This is a genomic window from Streptomyces sp. NPDC101152, from assembly GCF_044768275.1.
Classification (GTDB): domain Bacteria; phylum Actinomycetota; class Actinomycetes; order Streptomycetales; family Streptomycetaceae; genus Streptomyces.
The window spans coordinates 144,744-169,740 of the sequence record NZ_JBIWPO010000011.1; the positions used below are offsets into that span (position 1 = coordinate 144,744).

19 protein-coding genes are annotated in these 24,997 nt (G+C 72.4%); 7 read left to right on the forward strand and 12 right to left on the reverse strand.

Going from position 1 to position 24,997, the window contains the following annotated elements; translation table 11 throughout:
• Positions 1 to 57 precede the first annotated feature (57 nt).
• Together ACIRVK_RS17640 and ACIRVK_RS17645 are read right to left on the reverse strand one after the other, a co-directional pair.
• The gene (locus ACIRVK_RS17640; RefSeq protein ID WP_404247877.1) at positions 58 to 2,940 is read right to left on the reverse strand and encodes an ATP-binding protein; all 2,883 of its coding nucleotides are present in this window, start codon (positions 2,938 to 2,940) and stop codon (positions 58 to 60) included.
• Between the two features lie 160 nt (positions 2,941 to 3,100).
• The gene (locus ACIRVK_RS17645) at positions 3,101 to 3,790 is read right to left on the reverse strand and encodes a M24 family metallopeptidase (RefSeq protein WP_404247879.1); all 690 of its coding nucleotides are present in this window, start codon (positions 3,788 to 3,790) and stop codon (positions 3,101 to 3,103) included.
• 301 nt (positions 3,791 to 4,091) lie between these two features.
• Here ACIRVK_RS17645 and modA point away from each other — a divergent pair, with 301 nt between their 5' ends.
• The 3 genes from modA to ACIRVK_RS17660 are packed head-to-tail and all read left to right on the forward strand — an operon-like array spanning position 4,092 to position 6,852.
• A complete protein-coding gene (gene modA / locus ACIRVK_RS17650; protein ID WP_404247881.1) occupies positions 4,092 to 4,925 on the forward strand; it encodes a molybdate ABC transporter substrate-binding protein in 834 nt (277 codons plus the stop codon).
• On the forward strand, positions 4,922 to 5,779 hold the full coding sequence (gene modB, locus ACIRVK_RS17655) for a molybdate ABC transporter permease subunit (RefSeq protein ID WP_404247883.1): 858 nt from the start codon (positions 4,922 to 4,924) through the stop codon (positions 5,777 to 5,779). Before modA ends, modB begins: the two co-directional genes overlap by 4 nt.
• A complete protein-coding gene (locus ACIRVK_RS17660) occupies positions 5,776 to 6,852 on the forward strand; it encodes an ABC transporter ATP-binding protein (RefSeq protein ID WP_404247884.1) in 1,077 nt (358 codons plus the stop codon). The genes modB and ACIRVK_RS17660 overlap by 4 nt, the downstream gene beginning before the upstream one ends.
• Positions 6,853 to 6,878: 26 nt before the next feature.
• On the opposite strand, the gene ACIRVK_RS17665 is transcribed toward ACIRVK_RS17660, so the two are convergent.
• From ACIRVK_RS17665 to ACIRVK_RS17690, 6 genes are all read right to left on the reverse strand, one after another.
• Positions 6,879 to 7,784, reverse strand: a complete 906-nt coding sequence (locus ACIRVK_RS17665) for a universal stress protein (protein WP_404247886.1) — start codon at positions 7,782 to 7,784, stop codon at positions 6,879 to 6,881.
• 142 nt (positions 7,785 to 7,926) lie between these two features.
• Positions 7,927 to 8,169 carry a DUF397 domain-containing protein gene (locus ACIRVK_RS17670; RefSeq protein WP_404247888.1) on the reverse strand — a complete coding sequence of 81 codons (243 nt, stop codon included), beginning with the start codon at positions 8,167 to 8,169 and terminating at the stop codon, positions 7,927 to 7,929.
• A gap of 94 nt (positions 8,170 to 8,263) precedes the next feature.
• Positions 8,264 to 9,430: a thiolase domain-containing protein gene (locus tag ACIRVK_RS17675; protein WP_404247890.1), complete on the reverse strand. Its 1,167-nt coding sequence runs from the start codon at positions 9,428 to 9,430 to the stop codon at positions 8,264 to 8,266.
• A complete protein-coding gene (locus tag ACIRVK_RS17680) occupies positions 9,427 to 10,476 on the reverse strand; it encodes a thiolase domain-containing protein (RefSeq protein ID WP_404247892.1) in 1,050 nt (349 codons plus the stop codon). Before ACIRVK_RS17680 ends, ACIRVK_RS17675 begins: the two co-directional genes overlap by 4 nt.
• A complete protein-coding gene (locus ACIRVK_RS17685; RefSeq protein WP_404247894.1) occupies positions 10,473 to 11,414 on the reverse strand; it encodes a Zn-ribbon domain-containing OB-fold protein in 942 nt (313 codons plus the stop codon). The genes ACIRVK_RS17680 and ACIRVK_RS17685 overlap by 4 nt, the downstream gene beginning before the upstream one ends.
• Before the next feature lie 56 nt (positions 11,415 to 11,470).
• The gene (locus ACIRVK_RS17690) at positions 11,471 to 12,271 is read right to left on the reverse strand and encodes a crotonase/enoyl-CoA hydratase family protein (protein ID WP_404247896.1); all 801 of its coding nucleotides are present in this window, start codon (positions 12,269 to 12,271) and stop codon (positions 11,471 to 11,473) included.
• 191 nt (positions 12,272 to 12,462) lie between these two features.
• On the opposite strand from ACIRVK_RS17690, the gene ACIRVK_RS17695 reads away from it, so the two are divergent.
• Complete coding sequence (locus ACIRVK_RS17695; protein ID WP_404247898.1) at positions 12,463 to 14,070, forward strand: acyl-CoA synthetase; 1,608 nt, start codon at positions 12,463 to 12,465, stop codon at positions 14,068 to 14,070.
• Positions 14,071 to 14,239: 169 nt separating this feature from the next.
• Positions 14,240 to 16,270: a sulfatase gene (locus tag ACIRVK_RS17700; protein ID WP_404247900.1), complete on the forward strand. Its 2,031-nt coding sequence runs from the start codon at positions 14,240 to 14,242 to the stop codon at positions 16,268 to 16,270.
• Here the strand turns inward: ACIRVK_RS17700 and ACIRVK_RS17705 are convergent.
• Together ACIRVK_RS17705 and ACIRVK_RS17710 are read right to left on the reverse strand one after the other, a co-directional pair.
• Positions 16,248 to 16,997 carry an alpha/beta fold hydrolase gene (locus ACIRVK_RS17705; protein ID WP_404247902.1) on the reverse strand — a complete coding sequence of 250 codons (750 nt, stop codon included), beginning with the start codon at positions 16,995 to 16,997 and terminating at the stop codon, positions 16,248 to 16,250. The two genes, ACIRVK_RS17700 and ACIRVK_RS17705, sit on opposite strands and share 23 nt — an antisense overlap.
• A gap of 38 nt (positions 16,998 to 17,035) precedes the next feature.
• The gene (locus ACIRVK_RS17710; protein ID WP_404247904.1) at positions 17,036 to 17,899 is read right to left on the reverse strand and encodes an alpha/beta fold hydrolase; all 864 of its coding nucleotides are present in this window, start codon (positions 17,897 to 17,899) and stop codon (positions 17,036 to 17,038) included.
• A gap of 174 nt (positions 17,900 to 18,073) precedes the next feature.
• Here ACIRVK_RS17710 and paaK point away from each other — a divergent pair, with 174 nt between their 5' ends.
• Positions 18,074 to 19,372 (forward strand): phenylacetate--CoA ligase PaaK, encoded by a 1,299-nt coding sequence (gene paaK, locus ACIRVK_RS17715; protein WP_404247906.1) that lies wholly within the window; start codon positions 18,074 to 18,076, stop codon positions 19,370 to 19,372.
• Positions 19,373 to 19,399: 27 nt separating this feature from the next.
• Here the strand turns inward: paaK and ACIRVK_RS17720 are convergent, their stop codons facing one another.
• On the reverse strand, positions 19,400 to 20,902 hold the full coding sequence (locus ACIRVK_RS17720) for a metallophosphoesterase (RefSeq protein WP_404247908.1): 1,503 nt from the start codon (positions 20,900 to 20,902) through the stop codon (positions 19,400 to 19,402).
• A gap of 87 nt (positions 20,903 to 20,989) precedes the next feature.
• On the reverse strand, positions 20,990 to 22,486 hold the full coding sequence (locus ACIRVK_RS17725; RefSeq protein ID WP_404247910.1) for an acyl-CoA synthetase: 1,497 nt from the start codon (positions 22,484 to 22,486) through the stop codon (positions 20,990 to 20,992).
• 117 nt (positions 22,487 to 22,603) lie between these two features.
• Here ACIRVK_RS17725 and ACIRVK_RS17730 point away from each other — a divergent pair, with 117 nt between their 5' ends.
• On the forward strand, positions 22,604 to 24,991 hold the full coding sequence (locus tag ACIRVK_RS17730) for a penicillin acylase family protein (protein WP_404247912.1): 2,388 nt from the start codon (positions 22,604 to 22,606) through the stop codon (positions 24,989 to 24,991).
• Positions 24,992 to 24,997: the final 6 nt, after the last annotated feature.

A 24,997-nucleotide genomic window follows, 5' to 3' on the forward strand; every position in this document is an offset into this window, starting at 1 on the left:
TGGTAATGGGACGCCGGGCTGTGTCGCGGTTCGGGTGAGAGGGCGGGCACACCCCTCTCAGGTCGGTTTCAGCGCGGCCGGCAGTCCGGTGATCTCCGTGCCCATCTTGCGGCAGGCCGCCGACAGCAGGCGGACCGCGACGGACGCGTCGATCTGCATCTCCCTCGCGATCTCCACCTCCGTGCGGCCCTCGGCCGCCAGCTGTGCGGCGGCGCGTTCGCGGGACGTCAGCGTGTCCGTCTCGGTGCTGTGCAGGCGGCGGGGGCGCAGTCCGGCGGCGGTGAGTTCCGCGCGGGCCGACTCGACCAGGCCGTCGGCGCCGCACTGGACCGCCGCGTCGAGGCCGCGGTAGAGGTGTTCGGCGGCCTCGCGGGGGCGGCCGGTGCGGCGGAGTTCGGTGCCGAGGGCGACGAGGGAGCAGGCGAGCTCGTAGGCGGCCGGGGAGCGCTCCAGGTGGGTGACGGACTCCTCCAGGTACTTGACGCGGGCCGATCCCGAGGAGACCTCCGCCGCCGTGCGCAGGGCCTGGCCCACGGCGGACGGGGCGCCGTACTGGCGTGCTCGGGTGAGTGCTTCGAGGGCGGTGGCGACGGCGCGTTCCGGGGTTTCGTGGGCCTCGGCGCGGGCGAGGTGGAGCTGCCAGGGGCACCAGGCGGGGTTGCGGATGCCGCGCGGATCCAGCCGGCGGCCCGCCGCGGCCAGTTCCTCGGCCGCCTCCTTGGTCAGGCCGCGGGCGAGCAGGAGTTCGCCGTGGACCGTCTGTGCGTCGGGGAAGACGACGGCGGCCGGGAAGGGGGCGCGGAACGAGTAGTCCTCGCCGACCTGCGCCGCCTCCGTGATCCGGCCGCGGGCGACGAGGACCTCGATGAGGATGCCGAGGGCGTACCAGTGGGCGGGAGTGCCGGGACCGACGCGTTCCGCGAGGCGGAGTCCGGCGCGGACGAAGTCCTCGGCCTCCGCGAGCCGGCCGCGCCGGTAGCGGACGTAGGCGAGGAGGGTGTAGGCGAAGGAGAGGTGGGCGCCGCGCCAGCCCTGGCGTTCGAAGTCGGCGATGCCGGCCGCGAAGAGTTCCTCCGTACGGCCCGGCCGGTCGGCGTACATGAAGGCGAGGGCGACCAGGACGGGCACCTCGAAGCCCCGGTCGGGCTCCGCCCAGCCGAGGCCGCCTTCGAGGGCGCGTTCGGCGTGGTGGAGGGCGACGGGGGCGGGCTCGCCGCGCAGGGTGGCGTCCCAGACGCGCAGGCCGATGATGTACCGCTCGGTGAGGTCGCGGCCCTTGAGGCGGTCGGCGAGTTTGGTCAGGCGGCGGGAGCGGGAGGGGTGGTCGGGTTCGTCGGCGCGGAAGGCGTCCCACATGAACTGCTCGGACACCATCCGCAGCTTGACCCGGGCGTCCTCGGTCACCCGGATCTCGCGGGCCAGGGTGTCGGAGGCCTCGGCGAGGTGGTCGCTGTGGGCGAGGACCTGCGAGAGCCGGTAGACGATGCGATGGCGCAGACCGGCGTCGGCGATGGGCTCCTCGAGGGCTGCGCGCAGGTGGTTGACGGTGGTGGCGGGTTCGGTGAGCAGGGAGGCGGAGCCCAGTTCGTACAGGACGGCGGCACGCTCATCGGCGGGTGGGGGTTCGCGCAGGGCGCGGGCGAGGTAGCGGCAGGCGGCGTCGGGGGCGCCGGCGCGCAGGGTCTGCTCGGCGGCGGCCCGCAGTTGCTGGACGACCCAGGTGTCGCCGTCGGGGTGGGTCTCCAGGAGGTGGCGGGCGGCGGCAGCGGGGCCCTGGCCCGCGTTGATCACGCACCAGGCGGCCTGGCCGTGCAGGGCGACGCGGACGCCGGGCGGGATCGCGCGGTAGACGGCGGTGGCGATCAGCGGGTGGACGAACTCGAGGGGCTCGGCGCCGGTGAGGATGCGGGCGCCGCGCAGGGCGTCCGCGGCGTCGGCGGCCTCCTCGTGACCGAGGCCGGCGACGGCGGAGGCGAGCAGGGGGTGGATCTCGGTGCCGAGGACGGCGCAGGCCCAGGCGAAGCGGACGGTGGAGGAGCCGAGGCGTTCCAGGCGGGCCACCAGGCCGCTGCCCTTGACGGCGGCGGCCAGGTCACGCAGGAGGTGGGCGCTGTTCTCGGTCGGGGTCAGGCCCCGGTCGCGCACCTTGGCGATCAGCTCGACCGTCTCGAAGGGGTTTCCGGCGGTGACGGCCCAGCACTCGCGGCAGAACGCGTCGTCGGCGTGCGAGCCGAGCGTGTCCCGCACCAGGTGGGCGACCGCGGGAGCGCTGAGCGGTTCCAGGTCGAGGGGGCGTCCGCCGGCGCGTCCGGGCAGGCCCCGCAACGACTCCGCATGGTCGGGGAGTTCGTCCGGCCGGTAGGCCACGACGACCAGCAGCGGGAGCTGTTCGGCGCGCGGGGCGAACCCGGCCAGCCAGCGCAGGGACTCGGGGTCGCCCCAGTGGGCGTCGTCCAGGACGAGCACCATCGGGGCACGCAGCACGGCGAGATGGGTGAGGACCCAGTCGAGGCCGTCGCGCAGGCCCTGTTGGTCGGGCGGGGCGGCCGCCGTCGGCGCGGACAGGCCGAGTGCGGGGCCCACGATGTCGTACCAACTGCCCAGCGAGGCGCGCAGATCGGTCTCCGCGGAGCCGGCGAACTGGGGCTGGAGCAGTTGGCGGGCGACGTGGAAGGCGACGCGCTGTTCCTGGTCGCCGCCGCGTGCGGACAGCACGGTGCAGCCGCGCGCGGTGGCGCGCCGGCGGATCTCGGCGAGGAGGGTGGTCTTGCCGATGCCGGCGCGTCCGGCCACGGCGAGCAGGGCACCGCCGGGGCGGTCGGACGGTTCCGCCCCGTCCGTGCGCAGCCCGGTGAGCTCGTCCAACGCCTCTTCGACCGCGGCGAGTTCGCTCTCGCGCTCGAAGAGGGCGCGCTTGCTCCGTGCGATGCGCTGCACCATGGTCCACCCCCCGCCACGGTGGTGCATCCGCGCGGGGAGCGGATGCGCAGCGTGGCCTACAGGCTGCTCAGAGTACGCCGAGCGGGCGGGCCGTGCCTCGCTCTGACCGTTACTGGTGACGACTTCCGACCGGCCTGCCGGGCGGGCCCCTTGCGCGGGCTCAGAGGGTGAGCAGTTCCTCGTGGAACCCGCCGAACTCCCGTTCCCGGTCGATGAGATGAATCTCGAGGATCCAGTGGCAGCGGTGCCCGGCCTTGTCGGTGCGCCGCAGCGGGGTGTCGTTGGCGGGGGTGATGTACGACTCCGTGTGCGCCCCGTCGATCGCCTCGTGCGGGAACTCGCCGACGAGGTGCCCGGCGTGCCAGCCGCCCAGCTCCCACCCCGCCTCCCTGGCGAGCCGCTCGATCTCGGCGTACAGGCGCGCGCCGGTGATGTCGCCGTCGGCCTCGAAGAAGCGCCGACCGGCCGCGAAGATCCTCGGGAGGTCGTCGCGCAGCCGGTGCTTGGCGGGGTCGTCGCCGAGGACGAAGGTACGGCCGAAGTCGGCCTCGTACTCCTCGAAGATCGGCCCGAAGTCGGCGAAGACGATGTCGTCGGCGCCGATGACCCGGTCGGGCGGGTTCTCGCGGTAGGGCTTCAGGGTGTTCGGTCCGGAGCGGACGACGCGCTTGTGCCAGTGCCGGGTCGTGCCGAACAGTTCGTTCGCCAGGTCCCGGACGCGGTCGCTGACCTCGCGCTCCCCCTTGCCGGGCGCCACCAGCCCGCGCTCCTCGATCTCCGCGAAGAGCCGCTCGGCCTTGGCCTGGGCGTCCAGCAGCCTGGCCGCGCGTTCGGTTTCGTCATCCGCCATGGGCCGAACGTAACCACCGGGTGTCGCTCGCGGCAACGGAGATCCGGCAGGTCGCCGTGGGTGTCACGCCCGGGAGGGGTAGCCGCCGTCCCCCCTGATCGCGGTGATGCCGCTGATGTGCCGGATAGCCGGCGCCGGTGAGGTGGGGCGGCCGTACAAACGCACATGCGAACCTCACAGATCACAGATGCGGCTCATGCGATGTGACAGGAGATTTTCCCCTGGCATCTGCGGCAATATCCTTTGAGTACGCGACCAGAGTGATGTCGCGTCGGTGAGGACAAGAGGGAGTGCACCCGTGATGACCCGTACCGCGCGCCGGAGCCGCCGGACCCTGCAGGTGGCCGGCGTGAGCACCGCCGCGCTGCTGGCCCTGAGTGCCTGCTCGTCGTCCGACGCGAACTCCTCGTCGGCGAAGTCGGGCTCCTCGGCGTCCGCCTCCGCCGCCTCGACGAAGCTGTCCGGCACGGTGACCGTCTTCGCGGCCGCCTCGCTCCAGGAGAGCTTCACGACCCTGGGCAAGGAGTTCGAGAAGCAGCACCCCGGCACGAAGGTCACCTTCAGCTTCGGCGGCAGTGACTCGCTCGCGGCGCAGATCACCGGCGGCGCCCCGGCCGACGTGTTCGCCGCGGCCAGCCCGAAGACGATGAAGATCGTGACGGACAAGGGGGACGGCGTCGGCACGCCCGCCACCTTCGTCCGCAACCAGTTGGAGATCGCCACCCTGCCGGGCAACCCGGACAAGATCGCCTCCCTCAAGGACCTCACCAAGTCCTCGCTGAAGGTCGTGCTCTGCGACAGGACCGTCCCCTGCGGCGCCGCCGCCCAGAAGGCCCTGACGGCGGCCAGGCTCAAGCTCTCCCCGGCCTCCTACGAGCAGGACGTGAAGTCCGCGCTCAACAAGGTCGTCCTCAAGGAGGCCGACGCGGCCGTCGTCTACCGGACGGACGTCAAGGCGGCCGGCGGCAAGGTGCAGGGCGTGGACTTCCCGGAGTCCGCGAGCGCCATCAACGCCTATCCGATCAGCCTGGTCAAGAACGCCCCGAACGCCGAAGCGGCCAAGGCCTTCATCGCGCTCGTGCAGTCCGCCGAAGGGCAGCAGGTGCTGACCGGGGCAGGGTTCCTCAAGCCGTGACCAGGACAGACACGTCCGGCGCCGCGCCCGTCACCCTGGTGGCCGGGCCGCGGCGGCGGCGCGTGGCCAAGGGGAGCCGGGGTGCGCCGCTCCCCCTTCTCGTGCCCGCGCTGATCGGGCTGGCGTTCCTGCTCGTGCCCTTGATCGCCCTGGTCGTGCGGACCGACTGGCACGACCTCCCCGGCCGGTTGAGCAGCCCCGCGGTGTGGCAGGCGCTCAAGCTGTCCCTGCTGTGCGCCACGGCCGCCACCGCGGTGAGTCTGGTGCTCGGTGTCCCGCTGGCCTGGCTGCTGGCCCGCGTCGACTTCCCCGGCCGAGGCCTGGTCCGGGCCCTCGTCACTCTGCCGCTGGTGCTGCCGCCGGTGGTCGGCGGTGTGGCGCTGCTGATGGCGCTGGGGCGCAACGGTGTCGTGGGGCGGTGGCTGGACTCCTGGTTCGGCCTCACGCTGCCGTTCACGACGGCGGGTGTGGTGGTGGCCGAGACGTTCGTCGCGATGCCGTTCCTCGTCATCAGCGTGGAGGGCACGCTGAGGGCGGCCGATCCGCGGTACGAGGAGGCCGCCACCACCCTGGGTGCCTCCCGCTTCACCGCGTTCCGCCGGGTCACGCTGCCGCTGATCGCGCCGGGGGTCGCGGCCGGCGCGGTCCTCGCCTGGGCCCGCGCGCTCGGCGAGTTCGGCGCGACCATCACGTTCGCGGGCAACTTCCCCGGCCGCACCCAGACCATGCCGCTGGCCGTCTATCTGGCCCTCCAGAACGATCCCGAGGTGGCCGTCACCCTCAGCCTGGTGCTGCTGGCGGTGTCCATCGCGGTGCTGGCCGGCCTGCGCGACCGCTGGATGACCGCCGGATGACCGAGATGTACGACGTCCCCGCCGACACCGCCCTGGACGGGCTGGACGCCCGTCTGGTGGTCGACCGTGGCGCCTTCCGGCTGGACGTGGCGCTCACCGTGGCGCCCGGCGAGGTGGTCGCCCTGCTCGGTCCGAACGGGGCGGGGAAGACCACCGCCCTGCGCGCGCTCGCCGGACTCACGCCGCTGGCGGGGGGCCATCTGCGCCTGGACGGCGAGGAGTTGGACCGTACCCCGCCGGAGTCCCGGCCGGTCGGCGTCGTCTTCCAGGACTACCTGCTGTTTCCCCACCTCACCGCGCTGGACAACGTGGCCTTCGGCCCGCGCTGCCAGGGCGCGACCCGGGCCCAGGCACGGGCGCGGGCCGCCGGATGGCTCGAGCGGATGGGTCTCGCGGAGCACAGCGGCGTCAAGCCGCGCCGGCTGTCCGGTGGCCAGGCGCAGCGCGTCGCGCTGGCCCGCGCGCTGGCCACCAACCCGCGCCTGCTGCTGCTCGACGAACCCCTCGCCGCCCTGGACGCCCGCACCCGCCTCGACGTACGGGCCCAGCTCCGCCGGCACCTCGCCGAGTTCGAGGCGGTGGCCGTCCTGGTCACGCACGACCCGCTCGACGCGATGGTGCTGGCCGACCGGCTGGTCGTCGTCGAGCACGGCACGGTCGTCCAGGCGGGCATCCCGTCGGAGATCGCGCGGCACCCCCGTACGGACTACATCGCGCGGCTGGTCGGCCTCAACCTCTACCGGGGTACGGCAGAGGGCCACACCGTCCGGCTCGACAGCGGTCCCGCCATCACCACGACGGAGGTGCTCACCGGCCCGGTCTTCGTGGCGTTCCCGCCGAGCGCGGTGACGCTCTACGGCGAGCGCCCCATAGGTTCCAGCGCCCGCAACCTCTGGCGCTGCGAGGTCGCCGGGCTGGAGACCCACGGCGACCAGATCCGCGCCGACCTCACCGGCGAGCTCCCCCTCGCCGCCGACCTCACGACGGTCGCCGCCGCGGAGCTCGGCCTGCACCAGGGCGCGGAGGTCTGGGCCACGGTGAAGGCGACACAGACACACGCGTATCCCGTCTGAGCACCCGAGTGCGGACCAGCAGGCCCTCAGCCCTCCCCCGGTGCCGGCGGCACCACCGCGACCGGGCTCGCCGCGTGCAGGAGCACCGCGTGGGTGACCGAGCCCAGCAGGCGGGCCGGGGCCAGCAGGCGTCGTCGGTGGCGGCCGACCACGACCAGGTCGGCGTCCCGGGAAGCCTCGACCAGGAGGCCTGCCGCGTCGCCCGGCAGTGCGTGCGCGTCGGCGCGGACGTCGGGGTGGTTCGCGCGGTGCGGGGCGAGGAAGCCCTCCGCGAGGGTCGACGTCTCGTGCGCCACGGCGTCCTGGTCGATCATCAGCGGCATGAGTTCGGCGGGGGCGCCCCAGCCCTGCACCGGCCAGGCGTAGGCGGCGATCACCTGCAGGCGGGCTCCGCGCAGCGCGGCCTCGGTGAAGGCGAAGTCCAGGGTGGCCTCGTCGGGGCCGTCGACCTGGAGACCGACGACCACGCGGGGGCCGGGCTCGGGCGGCGCGTCGCCCTGGACCTCACGCCCGGGCCGGGGAATGACGACCACGGGGCACTCGGCGTCGCGTGCGGCGGCCATGCCGTTGGAGCCCAGCAGCAGGCTGGCGAAGCCGCCCCGGCCCCGGGAGCCGAGCACCAACAGCTGGGCGGTGGAGCCCAGTTCGGGCAGCAGGGCGGCCGGCGCGCCCTCCAGTCCGACGTACTCGACGTCCGGCAGGTCGGCCACGCCCTCGAGGCGGGCACGCACCTGGTCGAGCACCGGATCGCTCCGCGGGTCCGGCGGCGGCCCGGCGACCAGGACGTCGGGCTGCGCCCAGGCGGCGTACTGCCGCACGTGGACCACCCGCACCGGGGCCCCGCGGCTGCGGGCGCTGTCGAGGGCCCAGTCCAGGGCGCGCAGGCTGTCGTCCGAACCGTCGACCGCCGCGATGACCGGCAGGGTGCTCATGGGTTCCTCACCTCCGGAGTACGACCGCCCCCGGAGGTCAGCCTGACCCAGGCCTCGGCCCCGGGGGTCCGCGCACGGTCACGTGTCCGGAAAAACCGGCGGAACACACCTCCGACGGTTCACACGGGGCGGCCCCCGCGGTTCAGGTGAGGTCGAATTCGCCCTCCCTCGCGCCCGACACGAATGCCCCCCACTCGGCCGGCGTGAAGATCAAGGAAGGGCTCTGCGGGCGGCCGCTGTTGCGCATCGCGATGAATCCCTCGACAAAGGCGATCTGGACATCCCCCAGGCCACGGCTGCTCGAGTGCCACTCGGCGTTGCTGAGGTCCAGCTCCGGTTTGTCCCAGCCCGCGAGCGGGTGCTGCTGGATGGTGCTCTCGGCCACGTCCGTGCTCCTCCCGATTGCGTCGTCCGCGGTCAGCCTAGCGATCGGTCACGACCGCCAACAGGCCACGTGAGGTGGACCTTTCGGGAACCTTTCAGGACTGCGGCGGTTCTGAGCCCACCAGCCACATCGAGAAGAACTGCGATCCGCCTCCGTAGGCGTGCCCGAGCACCCGCCGGGCCCCGTCCACCTGGTGTTCTCCGGCCTGGCCCCGCGCCTGCAGCGCCGCCTCGGCGAACCGGATCATCCCGGAGGCGCCGATCGGATTGGTCGACAGGACACCGCCCGACATGTTGACGGGAAGATCGCCGTCCAGTTCGGTCACCCCGGACTCGGTGAGCTTCCACCCCTCGCCCTCCTCGGCGAAGCCCAGGTTCTCCAGCCACATGGGCTCGTACCAGGAGAACGGCACGTACATCTCGACGGCGTCGATGTCCCGGCGCGGATCGGCGATGCCCGCCTGCCGGTAGACGTCGGCCGCGCAGTCCTTGCCCGCCTGCGGGGAGACGAAGTCCTTGCCGGCGAAGAGCGTCGGCTCGCTGCGCATGGCGCCGCCGAGCATCCAGGCGGGCGGCCGGGGGGCCCGGGCGGCGCCCGCCCGGTCCGTCAGCACCATCGCGCAGGCGCCGTCGGAGGACGGACAGGTCTCCGAGTACCGGATCGGGTCCCACAGCATCGGCGAGGCCTGGACCTTCTCCAGGGTGATGTCGTGCTCGTGGAGGTGCGCGTACGGGTTCTTCAGCGCGTTGCGCCGGTCCTTGTACGCCACCAGGGAACCGACCGTGTCGGGCGCGCCGGTGCGTCGCATGTACGCGCGCACGTGCGGGGCGAAGAACCCGCCCGCGCCGGCGAGCAGCGGCTGCTGGAAGGGGATCGGCAGGGACAGGCCCCACATGGCGTTGGACTCGGACTGCTTCTCGAAGGCCACGGTCAGCACGGTGGGGTGGACGCGGGCGGCGACGAGGTTGGCCGCGACCAGGGCCGTCGACCCGCCGACACTGCCCGCCGTGTGCACCCGCAGCATCGGCTTGCCGACCGCGCCCAGCGCGTCGGCCAGGTACAGCTCGGGCATCATGACGCCCTCGAAGAAGTCGGGCGCCTTGCCGATCACGACGGCGTCGACGTCCGCCCAGGTCAGCTCGGCGTCGTCGAGCGCGCGCCCGGCGGCCTCGCGGACCAGTCCGGCGATCGACACGTCCCGGCGTGCCGCCACGTGCTTGGTCTGGCCGATCCCTACGACGGCCACGGGCTCCTTGCTCATCGCGGATCCCCTTCGAGTACGGCGACCAGGTTCTGTTGCAGACAGGGCCCGGAGGTGGCATGGGCGAGGGCCCGGTCGGACTCGCCCCGGTGGATGCCGGCGGCGGCCTCACCGATACGGAGGAGCCCGGCGGCCATGATCGGGTTGGCGGCGAGGGCGCCCCCGGACGGGTTGACCCGCACGCTGTCCTCGAGCCGCAGCGCCTTGCGCAGCACGACCTCCTGGGAGGTGTACGGCGCGTGCAGCTCGGCGGTGTCGACGGGCCGCTCGAAGGCGCCGGCCCGCTCCGCGGCCAGGCGGGTCGAGGGCGAGTCGGTCAGGTCGCGCACCCCCAGGCTGTGCGCCTCGATGCGGTGGTCGATGCCCCGGATCCACGCCGGCCGCTCGCACAGGTCCCTGGCGCGTTCACCCGCCGCGAGGATCACGGCGGCGGCCCCGTCGCCGATGGGCGGACAGTCGCCGATGCGCAGCGGTCGTACCAGGTAGTCGCCCTGCGGCACCGGGCCGCGCAGTTGGGCGTGGGAGTTAGCGGTGGCGTCCTGGCGGCTGCGGGCGGCGACGGCGGCAAGCGCCGGCTCGTCGGTGTCACCGGCGTCGATCAGGGCCTGCGCCTGGAGGGCGGCCAGGGCGACGGAGTCCGGCCACAGCGGCGCCACGTAGTACGGGTCCAGTTGCCGGGTCAGGACGTCGCGCACGGAGCCCGGCGAGGACTTGCCGTAGGAGTACACGAGGGCCGTGTCGGCGTCCCCGGTGAGCAGTTTGGTCCAGGCCTCGTACAGGGCCCACGCGCCGTCCATCTCGACGTGCGACTCGGAGATCGGCGGCCAGGCGCCCACCCCGTCCAGGGCGAGGGTGAAGGAGAAGGCCCGGCCTGCCAGGTAGTCGCTGGAGCCGGAGCAGGTGAAGCCGATGTCGGCGGTCTTGAGGCCGGTCCGGTCCAGGACGTCGTGCAGCACCGGCATCAGCATCTCCACCTCGGAGTACTCGTCGGTGGTGCGCCGGTGGTCGGTCTGGGCGAAGGCGACGACCGCGATGTCCCGCGTCACAGCAGCTCCTTGTAGGTGTCGTAGTCCGCGTCGGGCTCGCCGGTGGGCCGGTAGTGGTCGGGATAGCGGCCGCCCGGCGTCCACACCGCCTCCACCCGCAGGCCCATGCGCACCTGGTCGTAGGGGATGCCGCCGATCCGGCCGTGCAGCGCGAGGTCGGCGCCGTCGAGGGCGATGTGGGCGTAGACGTACGGCACCTCGATGTCGAGGTTCTTCGCCTTGATGTTGACGATGCAGAAGGTGGTGACCGTGCCGCGGGGGCCCACTTCGACGTGTTCCGCGGTGGCGACACCGCAGGTCGGGCACGCGCCCCTCGGCGGGACGTACACCTTCCGGCAGGAGGGGCAGCGTTCGCCGACGATGCGCCGTTCGGAGAGGGCGTGGATGTAGTCGGACTGGGCGCGGCCGGGCGAGTAGGTGTAGTCGAGGCGGGCCGGGGCGACGATGCCGGTGATCGCGTCCGCGAACTCGCCGTCGTGCCCGGCCGGTCGGGCCGGTTCGCCGTCGTACGGCTCGAAACAGGCGATGTCGGTGATGGCGCCGACGCGGTCCTCGGCCCAGCGGACGCGGACGCGCATGCCGGTGCGGACGGCGCCTGGGCCGGGCGCGTCGAGGGCGTGCAGCAGGGCGGTGTCGGCGCCGTCGAGGCGGACCAGTACCCAGGCGAAGGGGGTGTCCAGGGGCTGGCCGCGACGGGGTTCGTGGTTCCAGGCCCAGGTGGTGACCGTTCCGGTCGGTGCCACCTCGACGAGTTCCCGGATCTCCTCGGCGGTGGCGGGGTCGTACTCGACGGGCGGGACGAGGGTGCGGCCGTCGACCGTCTTCACACCGAGGACGACCCGCTCGCGCAGGCCGGTGAGGAAGGCGCTCTGGACGGGCCCGAGGGACCGGGTGAAGGGGAATTCGACGGCGAGGGGAGCTTTGAGGACTTCGGGCACCGGGGCTACCTCCTTGAAAAAGCGACGATGAGGACCGCCCCGAAAGGGGCTCAGCGTTACGCCCGCTTGTAGACAGGCGCCCGCTTCTCCGCGAAGGCACGGGCCCCTTCCTTCGCGTCGGCCGTGTCGAAGATCGGCCATCCCCGTTTGAGCTCGGAGGACAGACCGTCCGTCTCCGTCATCTCGGCGGTCTCGTACACGGACGCCTTGATGGCCTCCACCGCCAACGGCCCGCAGGAGTTGATCAGTTCGGCGATCTCCAGGGCCTTGTCGAGGGCATCGCCGTCCGGCACGACATGCCCGATCAGGCCGATGCCGGCGGCCTCCCGGGCGGTGTAGGGGCGCCCCGTGAGCAGCATCTCCAGCGCGTGCGTCCGCGGGATCTGGCGCTGCAGCCGCACCGTGGAGCCGCCGATCGGGAACAGCCCGCGCCTGACCTCGTACAGCCCGAACGTCGCCGACTCGCCCGCCACCCGGATGTCGGTGCCCTGGAGGATCTCGGTGCCGCCCGCCACGCAGTGGCCCTCGACGGCGGCGATCACCGGCTTGCGCGGGCGGTGGTGGCGCAGCAGCGCCTTCCAGTGCAGGTCCGGGTCGGCCTTGAGGCGGTCCCGGTAGTGCTCGCCGTCCGTGCCCCTGCCCGCGAGCGCCTTGAGGTCCATGCCGGCGCAGAACGAACCGCCCGCGCCGGTGAGCACGACCGAGCGGACCCTGTCGTCCTCGTCGGCCTCGACCCAGCCGTCGTACAGGCCGACGAGCATCGGCAGCGAGAGCGCGTTCTTGGCTTCGGGCCTGTTGAGCGTGAGCACCAGTGTGGCGCCTTCGCGCTGCACGGTGAGGTGTTCCGTCCCACCCATGGCCATCTCCCCTTCTGCTGGAACGAGAACAGGTTGCAGTAGCCGGGGAGGCACTTCAAGAGTTTTCTGACAGTCAGTCAGATTTCTTCGCGCGAACCCTTCCCAGTTGCCGCGCCCTTTGCTCTGATGACCGGCGAACCGACAGCTGCCGGGTACGCCCGAACGAGCGATCAAGACGGCCAGGAGGAGCGGTGGAGTACAACCTTGCGGACCTGTTCGAGTCGGTCGTCGACGCGGTGCCGGACCGCGAGGCCCTGGTGTACGTCGACCACCCCGGCACGGGCGCCGAGCGCCGGCTGACGTACGCGGAACTCGACGCGGCGGCGAACCGTATCGGGCACCATCTGATCGACGCGGGGATCCGGCCCGGCGAGCATCTCGGCCTGCACCTCTACAACGGGGTCGAGTACCTGCAGACCGTGCTCGGCTGCCTGAAGGCGCGGGTTGTTCCGGTCAACGTCAACTACCGTTACGTCGAAGAGGAGCTGGTGTACCTCTACCGGGACGCCGACCTCGTGGCCCTCGTCTTCGACGCCGAGTTCGGCGACCGGGTGGCGGCCGCGCTTCCGCAGTGCCCCGGGCTGCGGCACCTGATCCGGGTGGGTGAGGCGGCCGAGGCGCCCTCGGCGGTGGCCTTCGGCGAGGCGGAGGCTGCGGGTTCGCCCGAGCGCGGGTTCCCGGCACGGTCGGGGGACGACCAGTTCATCATCTACACGGGCGGCACCACGGGCATGCCCAAGGGGGTGATGTGGCGCCAGGAGGACCTGTTCTTCTCCGGGCTCGGCGGCGGCGCGCCGACCGGCGAGCCGGTCCGGAAACCGGAGGAACTGGCCGAGCGGGTGGCGGCGGGCGGCAGCGGGATCACGTTCTTCCCCACTCCCCCACTGATGCACGGCACCTCCACCCTCACCTCCTTCATCGGCTTCAACTTCGGCCAACGGGTCGTGATCCACCGCAAGTTCGTGCCCGAGGAGGTGCTGCGGACCGTCGAGCGGGAGAAGGTCACGAGCATGTCCCTGGTCGGGGACGCGATGCTGCGGCCGCTGATCGACGCGCTGCGGGGGCCGATGAAGGGCACGGACTGCTCGTCGGTGTTCAGTGTGTCCTCGTCCGGTGCGATCATGTCGGAGACCGTGCGCCGGGAGTTCCAGGAGCTGTTGCCGAACGCGATGCTGCTCAACAACTACGGCTCCTCCGAGTCCGGCTTCAACGGCACGGCGACGGCCGACTCCGGGGCCGGCCAGAGCTTCCGCATCCGGGTCAACTCCCGGACCCAGGTCGTCGATCCGGCGACGCACGAGCCGGTCGCCGTGGGCGAGGTGGGCCGGGTGGCGCAGTGCGGTCACGTCCCGCTCGGCTACTACAACGATCCGAAGAAAACCGCCGAGACCTTCTTCGAGAAGGACGGCGAGCGGTGGGTGCTGCTCGGCGACATGGCCACGGTGGACGAGACGGGCGTGGTCACGGTCCTCGGCCGGGGCTCGCAGTGCATCAACACCGGGGGCGAGAAGGTGTACCCGGAGGAGGTCGAGCAGGCGCTGAAGTCACATCCCGACGTGTACGACGCCCTGGTGGCCGGGGTGCCGGACCCGACGTGGGGCAACCACGTGGCCGCGGTGGTGCAGTTGCGCGACGGCGCGCCACGGCCGTCCCTGGAGGACATCCAGTCCCACTGCCGCACCCGTCTCGCCGGGTACAAGATCCCCCGACAGCTGGTGATCACGGAGACGATACGGCGCTCACCGAGCGGAAAGGCCGACTACCGCTGGGCCAGGGAAGTGGCGGCGGCGGGCGCGTAGCGGCCGGGGCGGGGCGAGCGGCCGTGATGGGCGGGCGTACTCTTTGCGCGGGGTTGACCCGGGGGTTTTGAACGCGGGGTTACGCGGGGCCGTACGCGAGGTTGGTGGCCCTGATCTGCACGTCGGGTCCGCCGTACCAGCACCGCGCTTCGCACGGAAGGACCCACGGGTGTCGCACCTCACGCCCCCTCGCCAGCTGCCGACTGCCGATCCCGCGGCGACGGACCCGGCCGAGGAGGCCTCGACCGCCCCGACGGACACCGCAACCGAGCCGGTCACCGTATCGGACACACCACCACCCCCGGCGGACGAGAAGGCGACCGGCGAGGCCGGCGTCCCTCGCGCGTCCTCGGTCGGCGGTGGACCCGACGACGTCGTCAGAGCCGACGAGCCCGACGCGGAGACGGACGACGGGCCCGCCGCCGGGTCGACCGCCGGACGCATCCTGGTCACGACCGACGAACCCGCCGCTGAAGCGACCGGCCAGCCCGCCACGGCTGAAAAGGACGAACCCGAGGCCGTCACGCCGACCGACGCCGCCGCCTCCACCGGTCGGGCCGGCTGGTTCGGCTGGCGGCGTCGCTTCCCCCGCGCCGCGCGAGCCGTGGGGGTCGGGGTGACCGTGCTGGCGGGGGTGTTCCTGCTCGGGGCGATCCTCATGCCGGACCGCCTCGAGTGGATCGACCTCCCGTCGTTCCTGCGCGTTCCCGTCGAGCCGATCTTCCTCGCGATCGTGCTGCTCGCGCTGCCCTCGAAGCCACGCCGGATCGTGGCCGTCGTCGCCGGGGCGCTCCTGGGACTGTCCACCGTCCTGAAGTTCCTCGACATGGGCTTTTACCAGACCCTGGCCCGGCCGTTCGACCTGGTCTTCGACTGGACGCTGCTGACCGACGGCGCGGACTGGGTGAAGGACTCGTTCGGGCGCTCGGGCGAGGTGCTCGCGGTGATCGGGGCGATCGTCCTGCTCCTCCTCGTCCTGGCCGTGAGCGCGCTCGCCGTGCTGCGGCTGGCGAACGTGATGGGCCGGCACCGCCCGGCGGCGATACGCACCACGCTGGTCGTGGGCACCGTGTGGGTCACCTGCTTCATGCTCAGCGTGCAGCTCGGCGGTGTCCCGATCGCCACGAAGGGCTACAGCCAGTTCCTCGCCAACCGTGTGCAGTACGTCCGCGCCGGCCTCGGCGACGCCAAGGTCTTCGACAAGCAGATCCACGTCGACAAGTACGCCAAGACCCCGCCCGACCAGCTGCTGAACGGACTGCGCGGCAAGGACGTCATGTTCACCTTCATCGAGAGCTACGGCCGGGTGGCGATCGACGATCCGACGATGGGGCCGGAGGTCGACGCGACGCTCAAGGCGGGCGACGCACGGCTCAAGGCGGCCGGCTTCGCGGCCCGCAGCGGCTGGCTCAGGTCGCCCGTGACGGGCGCCGGCAGCTGGCTCGCGCACTCGACGTTCCTGTCCGGGCTGTGGATCAAGAACCAGCAGCGGTACCGGACCCTGACCACCAGCGACCGCTCGACGCTCACCCGCTACTTCCAGAAGACCGGCGCGTGGCGGACCGTCGGCATCGTCCCCGGCGTGCGCAAGTCCTGGCCCGAGGGCAAGTACTTCGGCCTCGACCACATCTACGACTCCACGCACCTCGGCTACCAGGGGCCGTACTTCAGCTGGACGCCGGTGCCGGACCAGTTCAGCCTGGAGGCCTTCCAGAAGCTGGAGCACGGGAAGAAGAACCGTGACCCGATCATGGCCGAGATCATCCTGGCCTCCAGCCACAACCCCTGGTCCCCCATCGCCCACATGATCGACTGGAAGGACCTCGGGGACGGCAAGATCTTCTACCAGATCAAGAAGGAGGGCACGAACCCCACCGAGGTCTGGAAGAGCGCCAAGCGCGTGCGGACCGAGTACCGCAAGGCGATCCAGTACTCCCTGGACAGCCTGACCGAGTGGATGCAGCGCTACGGCGACGACAAGACCGTGCTGGTGTTCCTCGGCGACCACCAGCCCGTCCCGACGGTCACCGGGGGCAGCGCCAACCATGACGTCCCCGTCACGATCGTCGCCCGCGACCCGAAGGTGCTGGACCGCGTCTCCAACTGGGGCTGGACGGAGGGCATCAAGCCCGCGGACAACGCACCGGAGTGGGCGATGGACCAGTTCCGTAACCGCTTCATGCAGGCGTTCGGGAAGTGACGTCCTCCTCGCGGGCGGCACTTCCGTCCGCGAGGAACTCCTCCACCACCGCCAGGAACTCCTCTGGCCGCGTCTCGTGCACCAGATGCCCGGCGTCGACGGTCACCAGCCGGGCGTCGGGGATCAGGGCGGCGAGCGTCGACACCTGGTCCTGCGGGATGGGGCTGGTGGGGCCGCCGGCGATCAGCAGGGTCCGGGCGGTGATGCGGGACATGTGGTGCCACCACCCGGGGCTCGGCGCGTTGCGCTGGTCGTCGGTCGCCCGGATCATCGCCCAGTCGAACGGGAGGTCCCCGTCGGGGCGGTCGGCGGGCGGCCGGGGCGGGTCGAGGGGGATCGGGGCGGGGACGTCCTCCAGGACCAGTCGGCGTACGGTCTGCGGGACCTGCTGGGCGAGGAGGTAGGCCACGGCACCGCCCAGGGAATGACCCACGACGTCGGTGCGGCCGATGCCGAGGACGGCGAGGAAGGCGCGGACGTCGTCGCGCATCGCCTCGTAGGTGTACGTGCCCGGCCAGTCGCTGCGCCCGTGGCCCCGCAGATCCGGGGCGTACACCCGGCGCGGGTGGGCGCCGGACGCCAGCCGCTCGGCGACGTGCGTCCAGTCCGCGCCGTCGGCGCCACGGCAGTGCAGCAGGAGGACCGGGGGTGCGGTCTCGGGGCCCCAGGCGCGGTACGCGAGGGTGATGCCGTCGGCCTTGACGGTGTGCAGCGGTGCGGTGTCCATGAGGACCGAGTCAACCCTGCCGGCCCGGGACGCGGTGCCTACTCTGCTGACGGCAGAGGCGTCCCCCACCCGTCCAGGAACGCGGCGACGCGCCCGGCGAACCACTCGGGGTCGTCCAGCCACGGATAGTGCCCGGCGCCGGGCTGGACGGCGAACTCGGCGTTCGGGAACGGCTCGGCGGCGACGCGAGCCAGCTCGGGGCACGGTCCGCCGTCGAGCGCGCCGGCGAGGACGAACACGGGGGCGGTGACGCGGGCGAGCGCGGCACGGGTCGCGGGCGGGTCGTAGGCGCCGTCGGAGCCGTACACCTCGGCGGCGGCGTCGTTGAACTCCTCGTCGCCGCGCGCCTCGTGCCGGCGGGCCGCCTCGTCCCAGCGGCCGTAGAAGAAGGGCGCGATCGACGGGTCGTAGTCCGACCCGTCGGCCAGCCACCGTTCGAAGACCGGGAACGCCTCCGCGAACCAGGGTTCGCCGCTTCTCAGCCGTGCCGCCGCCAGCCGTTGCCCGGAGGTCGCGGGCCGGCCCAGCGCCCACGGGATGGCCGTGACCAGCACGAGGCTCGCCAGCCGCTCGGGGTACCGGGCCGCGTACAGCAGGGCCAGGCTGCCGCCCGCCGAATGGGCGAGCAGATCCACGCGGTCGAGCCCCAGGTGGGCGCGCAGCGCCTCCACGTCGTCCACGAGCCGGTCGCAGCGGTACGAGGCCGGATCCGCCGGCGTGGCGGAGTCGCCGGTGCCGCGCAGGTCGAGCAGGACGAGCCGTCGGTGCTCGCAGAGGCCGCCCAGGTCGCCCAGGTAGGACGAGGCCTGCATCGGGCCGCCGGGAAGGACGACGAGCGGGGTGCCAGCACCGCGCAGGTGGTAGGCGAGTTCGGTCCCGTCGGGGGCGGTGAAGGTCGGCATGCGCTGATCTTCGCGGGCGGCGGGATGGGCCGCAACGGAGTTCTCGTCGACAGCGGCGAGAAAGTGCGGGCAGAACTCTTGCCTGCGCCGCGGTGTCCTGGATTACTGATCCCCAGCACATCGACCGAATGATCGGTAGTCCGGGTTGACGCGGTTTGTTAGGGAGAAGTCCCCATGGCGGATGCGACGGAGCTGCTGGACGCGGGGGAACGGCTGGACGCCGGTGCACTGCGGGCGCTGCAGCTGGAGCGGCTGCGGGCCTCGCTGCGGCACGCCTACGACCACGTGCCCTTCTACCGGGAGTCCTTCGAGAAGGCGGGCGTCCACCCGGACGACTGCCGGTCCCTGGCCGACCTGGCCCGGTTTCCCTTCACCACGAAGGCGGACCTGCGCGAGAACTACCCGTACGGGATGTTCGCCGTGCCCCAGGACCGCATCCGCCGCATCCACGCCTCCAGCGGCACCACCGGACGGCCCACGGTCGTCGGCTACACCGACAACGACCTCTCCCTGTGGGCCGACGTGGTTGCCCGCTCGATCCGCGCGGCGGGCGGCCGGCCCGGCGACACGGTCCATGTGGCGTACGGGTACGGGCTGTTCACCGGCGGTCTCGGCGCGCACTACGGCGCCGAGCGGCTCGGCTGTACGGTCATCCCCGCGTCCGGCGGCATGACGGCCCGTCAGGTGCAGCTGATCCAGGACCTCGCACCACGGATCATCATGGTGACGCCGTCGTACATGCTCACGCTCCTCGACGAGTTCGAACGGCAGGGCGTCGATCCGCGGTCCACCTCACTGCGCGTCGGTATCTTCGGTGCCGAGCCGTGGACGGAGCAGATGCGGCGGGAGATCGAGGAGCGGTTCGCGGTCGACGCCGTGGACATATACGGCCTGTCGGAGGTGATCGGCCCGGGCGTCGCGCAGGAGTGCGTCGAGACCAAGGACGGGCTGCACATCTGGGAGGACCACTTCTACCCGGAGGTCGTCGATCCGATCACCGGTGAGGTGCTGCCCGGCGGCGAGGAGGGCGAGCTGGTGTTCACCTCGCTGACCAAGGAGGCGATGCCGGTCGTCCGCTACCGGACGCGTGACCTGACGCGGCTGCTGCCTGGGACGGCACGGGTGTTCCGGCGGATGGAGAAGATCACCGGGCGCAGTGACGACATGGTGATCCTGCGCGGGGTGAACCTCTTCCCCACCCAGATCGAGGAGATCGTGCTGCGCACACCCGGGGTGGCACCGCACTTCCAGTTGCGGCTCACCCGGGAGGGGCGCCTGGACGCGCTCACGGTACGGGCCGAGGCCCGCCCGGACGCCGGTCCCGAACTGCGGGACACCGCCGCCCGGTCCATCGCGGCGGCCGTCAAGGACGGCATCGGTGTCTCGGTCGGCGTCGAGATCGTCGAACCGGAGTCGCTGGAACGGTCGGTGGGCAAGATCCGGCGGATCGTGGATCTGCGGCCGCGCACCTGACGGTCGCGGGGCCGTGCGCGGCTGCCGTCACGCCGTCGGGCCGGCTGCCGCCAGGGTCGCGGGGGCCGGTCGGGTGATCCCGGACAGGTCGCGGCAGACCATGCTGTTGCGGTCGGCGACCGAACGGCCGAGGGCGTGGTGCGGCCACAGTCCGCCGGCCATGCGGCGGCTGCGCTCGCCCCATTCCAGCGCCTCGGTGGCGCGCGCCTTGAAGAAGTTGAGGGCGTAGCCGCCGGAGTGGATGCGCAGCAGCGTGAAGCCGCCCGGGTACTCCTTCGCGGCGCTGACCTCCTGCAGGGCCACGTGCGGGGCGAGCGGCAGCACGGTGCGCTTGTTGCGGTGGGTGTGGCCGGCGTGGTGGAGGAAGACACCCGGGGTGGCGGCATAGGCCTCGAGGATGGCACGGGCCTGGCGGCGGCCCAGGCGCTGGCCGGCGCTCACCGGGAAGAGGGAGTCCCGCACGGTCAGCGGATGGTGTCCGAAGACCAGGGTGGGCTGTTCCCGCTGCTCGCGCAACCGGCCGCGGAACCAGGCCAGTTGCTCGGCTCCGAGCCCGCCCGCGTCGGCGCCGTTGCCACGCTTCTCATAGGTGTCGAGCCCGATGAGGCGCAGCCCGCCGAGGTCCCGTTCGAAGTACCCGGGCTCGTCCGCCCGGCCGAATCCGAGCCGGAAGCTGTCGCCGCCCGCCTCGTCGTCCGCTCCGGGCCGGTCGTGATTGCCCCTGACGACGAAGTAGTCCCGGCCGTGGACGCCGAAACCGTCCAGGATCCCTCTCGCCCGGGCCAGGTCGGCGGGCGCGCCGCCGTCCGATATGTCGCCGGCGGCCAGCAGCACGTCCGCGCCGCGCCGGCGGGCCTCCTCGACCAGGGCCCGGGTCATCAGCTCGGGGTACGGTGCCAGGCCCGGCTGCTGTGAGATCCCGCGCAGGAACGGGATGCCGCCGACGAGACCCGCGGTGGTCTCGCCGAGGTGCAGGTCGTTGCAGAGGGCGAGGGAGATCAGGTGGCGGCCGGGCGGAGGCTGGGGCGTGGTGAAGGAGTAGGGACCCCCGTGCGAACCGAGTCCGTGCAGGGAGGTGCCGGCGGCGTTGCCGCGCACGAGGTGCAGCGCGGTGGGCCGGGCGGCCACGCCCCGGGAGCGGGCCTGGTAGTAGTACGTCTGTCCCGGTTCCAGGCCGGTGAGTTCCACGTGGTGGTGGGCCGTGAGGCGGTTCTCGCCGGCGGTGCGGTCGAGGTGTCCGGGATGGGTGCCGTAGACGACCTCGCCCTCGGTGACGGCGGGCAGCATGTGGCCGAGGCCGTCGTCGGTGCCGGGATGGCCGGTGTACCAGGTGATGACGGCGCGGTCCTCGGTCAGGGTGACCAGTTCGAGGTGGACGGCCGCGACGGCGTGGTGGTGCGGGAGGCGGGTCCGGGCCGCGGCCAGGGCCCGCAGCAGGGCGGGGGCGAGGAGGGCTCCGGATCGCAGCACCTCACAGGGGCCGGGGACTCCGGCGAGGGCGGCGAGAGGAGCGGGGAAGCAGCAACGCATGCCTGGTTCGTGCCCTCCTGCCGTGAACAGGAGCCATGCTACCGGCGGCCGTGGCGGGGAGGAAACGGGTCTTTCCTGTGCATCGCGTCACGCGCCGAAGCGGTCACGCAGTTCCCGCTTGAGGATCTTTCCGCTGGCGTTGCGCGGCAGTTCGTCCACGAACACCACCCGTTTCGGCGCCTTGAACGGGGACAACCGCTCGCGGGTGTGGGCGATGAGCGCCTCCTCGGTGACCTCGCCGCGCGGGACGACGACCGCCGTGACGGCCTCCACCCACCGCTCGTCGGGCAGGCCGATCACGGCGACCTCGGCGACGGCCTCGTGGGTGTAGAGGGCGTCCTCGACCTGGCGTGAAGCGACCAGTACGCCGCCGGAGTTGATGACGTCCTTCACCCGGTCGACGATCGTGTAGTAGCCGTTCGCGTCCCGTACCGCGAGGTCGCCGGAGTGGAACCAGCCGTCCCGGAAGGCCTCGGCGGTCTCCTCGGGCTTGTCCCAGTAGCCCTCGCACAACTGCGGTGAGCGGTAGACGATTTCGCCGGGAGTGCCGTCGGGCACGTCCTTGCCGTCCTCGTCGACCACGCGGGCGTCGACGAAGAGGACGGTCCGGCCGCAGGAGTCCATGCGGCCCTTGTGCTCGTCGGGGGCGAGGACGGTGGCCAGGGGGCCGATCTCGCTCTGCCCGAAGCAGTTGTAGAAGGCCAGTTTCGGCAGCCGCTCACGCAGGCGTTCCAGGACGGGCACCGGCATGATCGAGGCGCCGTAGTACGCCTTGCGCAGGCCGCCGAGGTCCCGGGTGGCGAAGTCGGGGCGGTTGGCCAGGGCGATCCAGACCGTCGGCGGCGCGAACAGGCTGTCCGCGCGGCCCGCTTCGATCAGGTCGAAGAGCCGGTCGCCGTCGGGTGCGTCGAGGATCAGGTTGGTCGCGCCGACCGCGAGGTAGGGCAGCAGGAACACGTGCATCTGCGCGGAGTGGTACAGCGGCAGGGAGTGCACGGGGAGGTCGCCCGCCGAGAGGTCGAGGGCGGTGATCGCGCTGAGGTACTCGTGCACCAGGGCGCGGTGCGTCATCATCGCGCCCTTGGGCAGGGCGGTCGTACCGGAGGTGTACAGCAGTTGCACCAGGTCCTCGGTGCGTGGTTCCGGGCCGTCGTACGCGGGAGCCGTCGCGAGGCGGGCCAGCAGCGAGTCGTCGGCGTCGCGCAGGGGCAACGCCGGGACGTCGTCGGCGAGCCGGCCGGCGAGGTCGGGGTCGGTGAGGACGAGGGAGCTGCCGGACTGGCCGACGATGTAGGCGAGGTCGTCGCCGGTGAGGTTCTGGTTGACCGGGACGTGGACGAGGCCGGCCCGGGCGCAGGCGAGGAAGCCGATCAGGTAGGCGTCGGAGTTGTGACCGTAGGCGCCGACCCGGTCGCCGGGCCGCAGGCCCTCGCCGAGCAGGACGCTCGCCGCGCGGGAGACGGCCTCGTCGAGTTCGCCGTACGTCCATGAGCGGTCGCCGTACTCCACCGCGACCCGCGCCGGGGTGCGCCGGGCGCTGCGTCGCAGCACCCCGTCAACCGTGCTGCCGTGTCCCTGCGTCATGACTCATGATCCTCGGTCCGTCGCCGGAGGAGGTCAAGCACCCGGCCGGACGACACACGCACACCAGCACGCAGGCATGCTCAACTGCTTTGTCCGTCAACGATGTTGGGAGACACCTTGCGCACCCGCATGAGACGACTGGTCATCGGGACGGTCGCGTTACTCACCGCCGCGACCGCGCTGCCGGCCGCCGCGGCCGAGCAGCACCGACCGCAACAGCCCTCGCACGGCGGCCTGTCCGCCGTCATCCGCTACACCGAGTACGGCATTCCGCACATCGTCGCCAGGAACTATCCCGACCTGGGCTTCGGCACCGGATGGGCGCAGGCCGCCGACCAGGTGTGCACCCTGGCCGACGGGTTCGTGACGGTGCGCGGGGAGCGCTCGCGGTTCTTCGGGCCTGACGCGGCGACCGACGGGTCGCTGTCCTCGGCCTCCGACAACCTCTCCAGCGACCTGTACTTCCGGGGCGTCCGGCAGGCGGGCACGGTGCAGAAACTGCTCGCCGAACCGGCGCCGCTCGGCCCGAGCCGCCGGGTCAAGGACCTGATGTCGGGTTTCGCGGCGGGCTACAACGCCTGGCTGCGGCAGAACCGGATCACCGACCCGGCCTGCGAGGGCGCCCCGTGGGTGCGCCCGGTGACTCCCGTGGACGTGGCCGCGCGCTTCTACGCCATCGCCGTACTCGGCGGCCAGGGCAGGGCGACGGACGAGATCACCGGCGCCCAGCCGCCCACCGGTGCCACGGCGAAGGCCCCGGCCCCGAGCGCCCAGGCCCTGATCCGGGCGGTGCGCGACCGGTCCGCCGATGCCGACATGGGCTCGAACGCGGTCGCCTTCAGCGGGGCGACGACCGCGAACGGCCGTGGTCTGCTGCTGGGCAATCCGCACTACCCGTGGCACGGCGGACGCCGGTTCTGGCAGGTCCAGCAGACGATCCCGGGTGAGCTCGACGTCGCCGGCGCCGCGCTGCTCGGCTCGCCCACCGTCTCCATCGGCTACAACTCACGCGTGGCGTGGAGCCACACCGTGTCGACGGGCGTCCCCTTCGACATCGTCCGGCTGACCCTGGATCCCGCCGACCCCACCGTCTACCTGGTGGACGGCAAGCGGGAGCGGATGACGAAGCGGACCGTGAACGTCACGGTCAAGGGTGGCTCTTCGGTGACCCGCACCCAGTGGTGGACCCGGTACGGTCCGGTCGTGTCCGACGCCCAGGGCAACCCGCCCCTGCCGTGGACCGCCACGACGGCGTACGCGCTGAGCGACCCCAACGCCGCGAACATGCGCTTCGCCGACACCTCGCTCGACTTCGGCAAGGCGCGCGGCACCGCGGACATCCTGGCCTCCCTCGGCCGGCACCAGGGGCTGCCCTGGGTGAACACCATCGCCGCCGACTCCGCCGGCCACTCCCTCTACACCCAGTCCCAGGTGCTCCCCCGGATCACCGACGACCTCGCCGCGCGCTGCTCGACGGACCTGGGCCGGGTCACCTATCCGCAGGCCGGCCTCGCCGTCCTCGACGGCTCCCGCGCCGACTGCGCCCCGGGCAACGACCCCGACGCGGTCCAGCCCGGCACCTTCGGGCCCGCGCGCATGCCCACGCTTCTGGACGCCCCGTATGCGGAGAACTCCAACGACAGTGCCTGGCTGACCGACGCCGACCGGCCGCTGACCGGATACGAGCGGATCTTCGGGGACATCGGCACGGAGCGGTCGCCGCGGACCCGGGGTGCCATCGAGGACGTGTCGGCCATGGCGAAGCGGGGCGGGCTGACCGTGCGGGACCTGCAGAAGCAGCAGTTCGCCGACCGGGTGCCCACGGGCGACCTGGCCGCCGCCGACCTGGCGAAGGCGTGCGCCGCTCTGCCCGGCGGCAAGGCGACGGGCAGTGACGGGAAGGCCGTCGACGTCAGCCAGGCGTGCGGTGTGCTCGCCCGGTGGGACCGCACCGCGAACCCCGGCAGCCGTGGCGCGCTGCTCTTCGACCGGCTCTGGCACAGGCTCCCCACGAACCGGCTGTGGAAGGTGCCGTTCTCGGCGTCCGACCCCGTGCACACACCGAACACCGTCAACGCCGGCGACCCCGCCTTCGCGACGGCCCTCGCGGACACGGTGGCGGAACTCCGCGGCGCCGGCGTCGCGCTGGACGCCCGGCTCGGCGACCATCAGTACGTCGTCCGTGGCGGCGAGCGCATCCCGATCCCGGGAGGCGCGAGCCGGCTCGGTGTGTGGAACGTGGTCCAGCCGACCTGGGACGCGGCGAGCGGCGGCTACACGGAGGTGAGCACGGGCTCCAGTCACATCCAGGCCGTCGGCTGGAACGGCAGCCACTGCCCGGTGGCCCGCACGCTCCTGACGTACTCCCAGTCGGAGAACCCGGACTCACCCCACTACAGCGACCAGACCCGCCTGTTCTCCCAGGAGAAGTGGGTGACGGCCCGCTTCTGCGAGAAGGACATCCTGGCGTCGCCGGCGCTGAGGGTGGTCCGGGTCCACTCCTGACGGGTC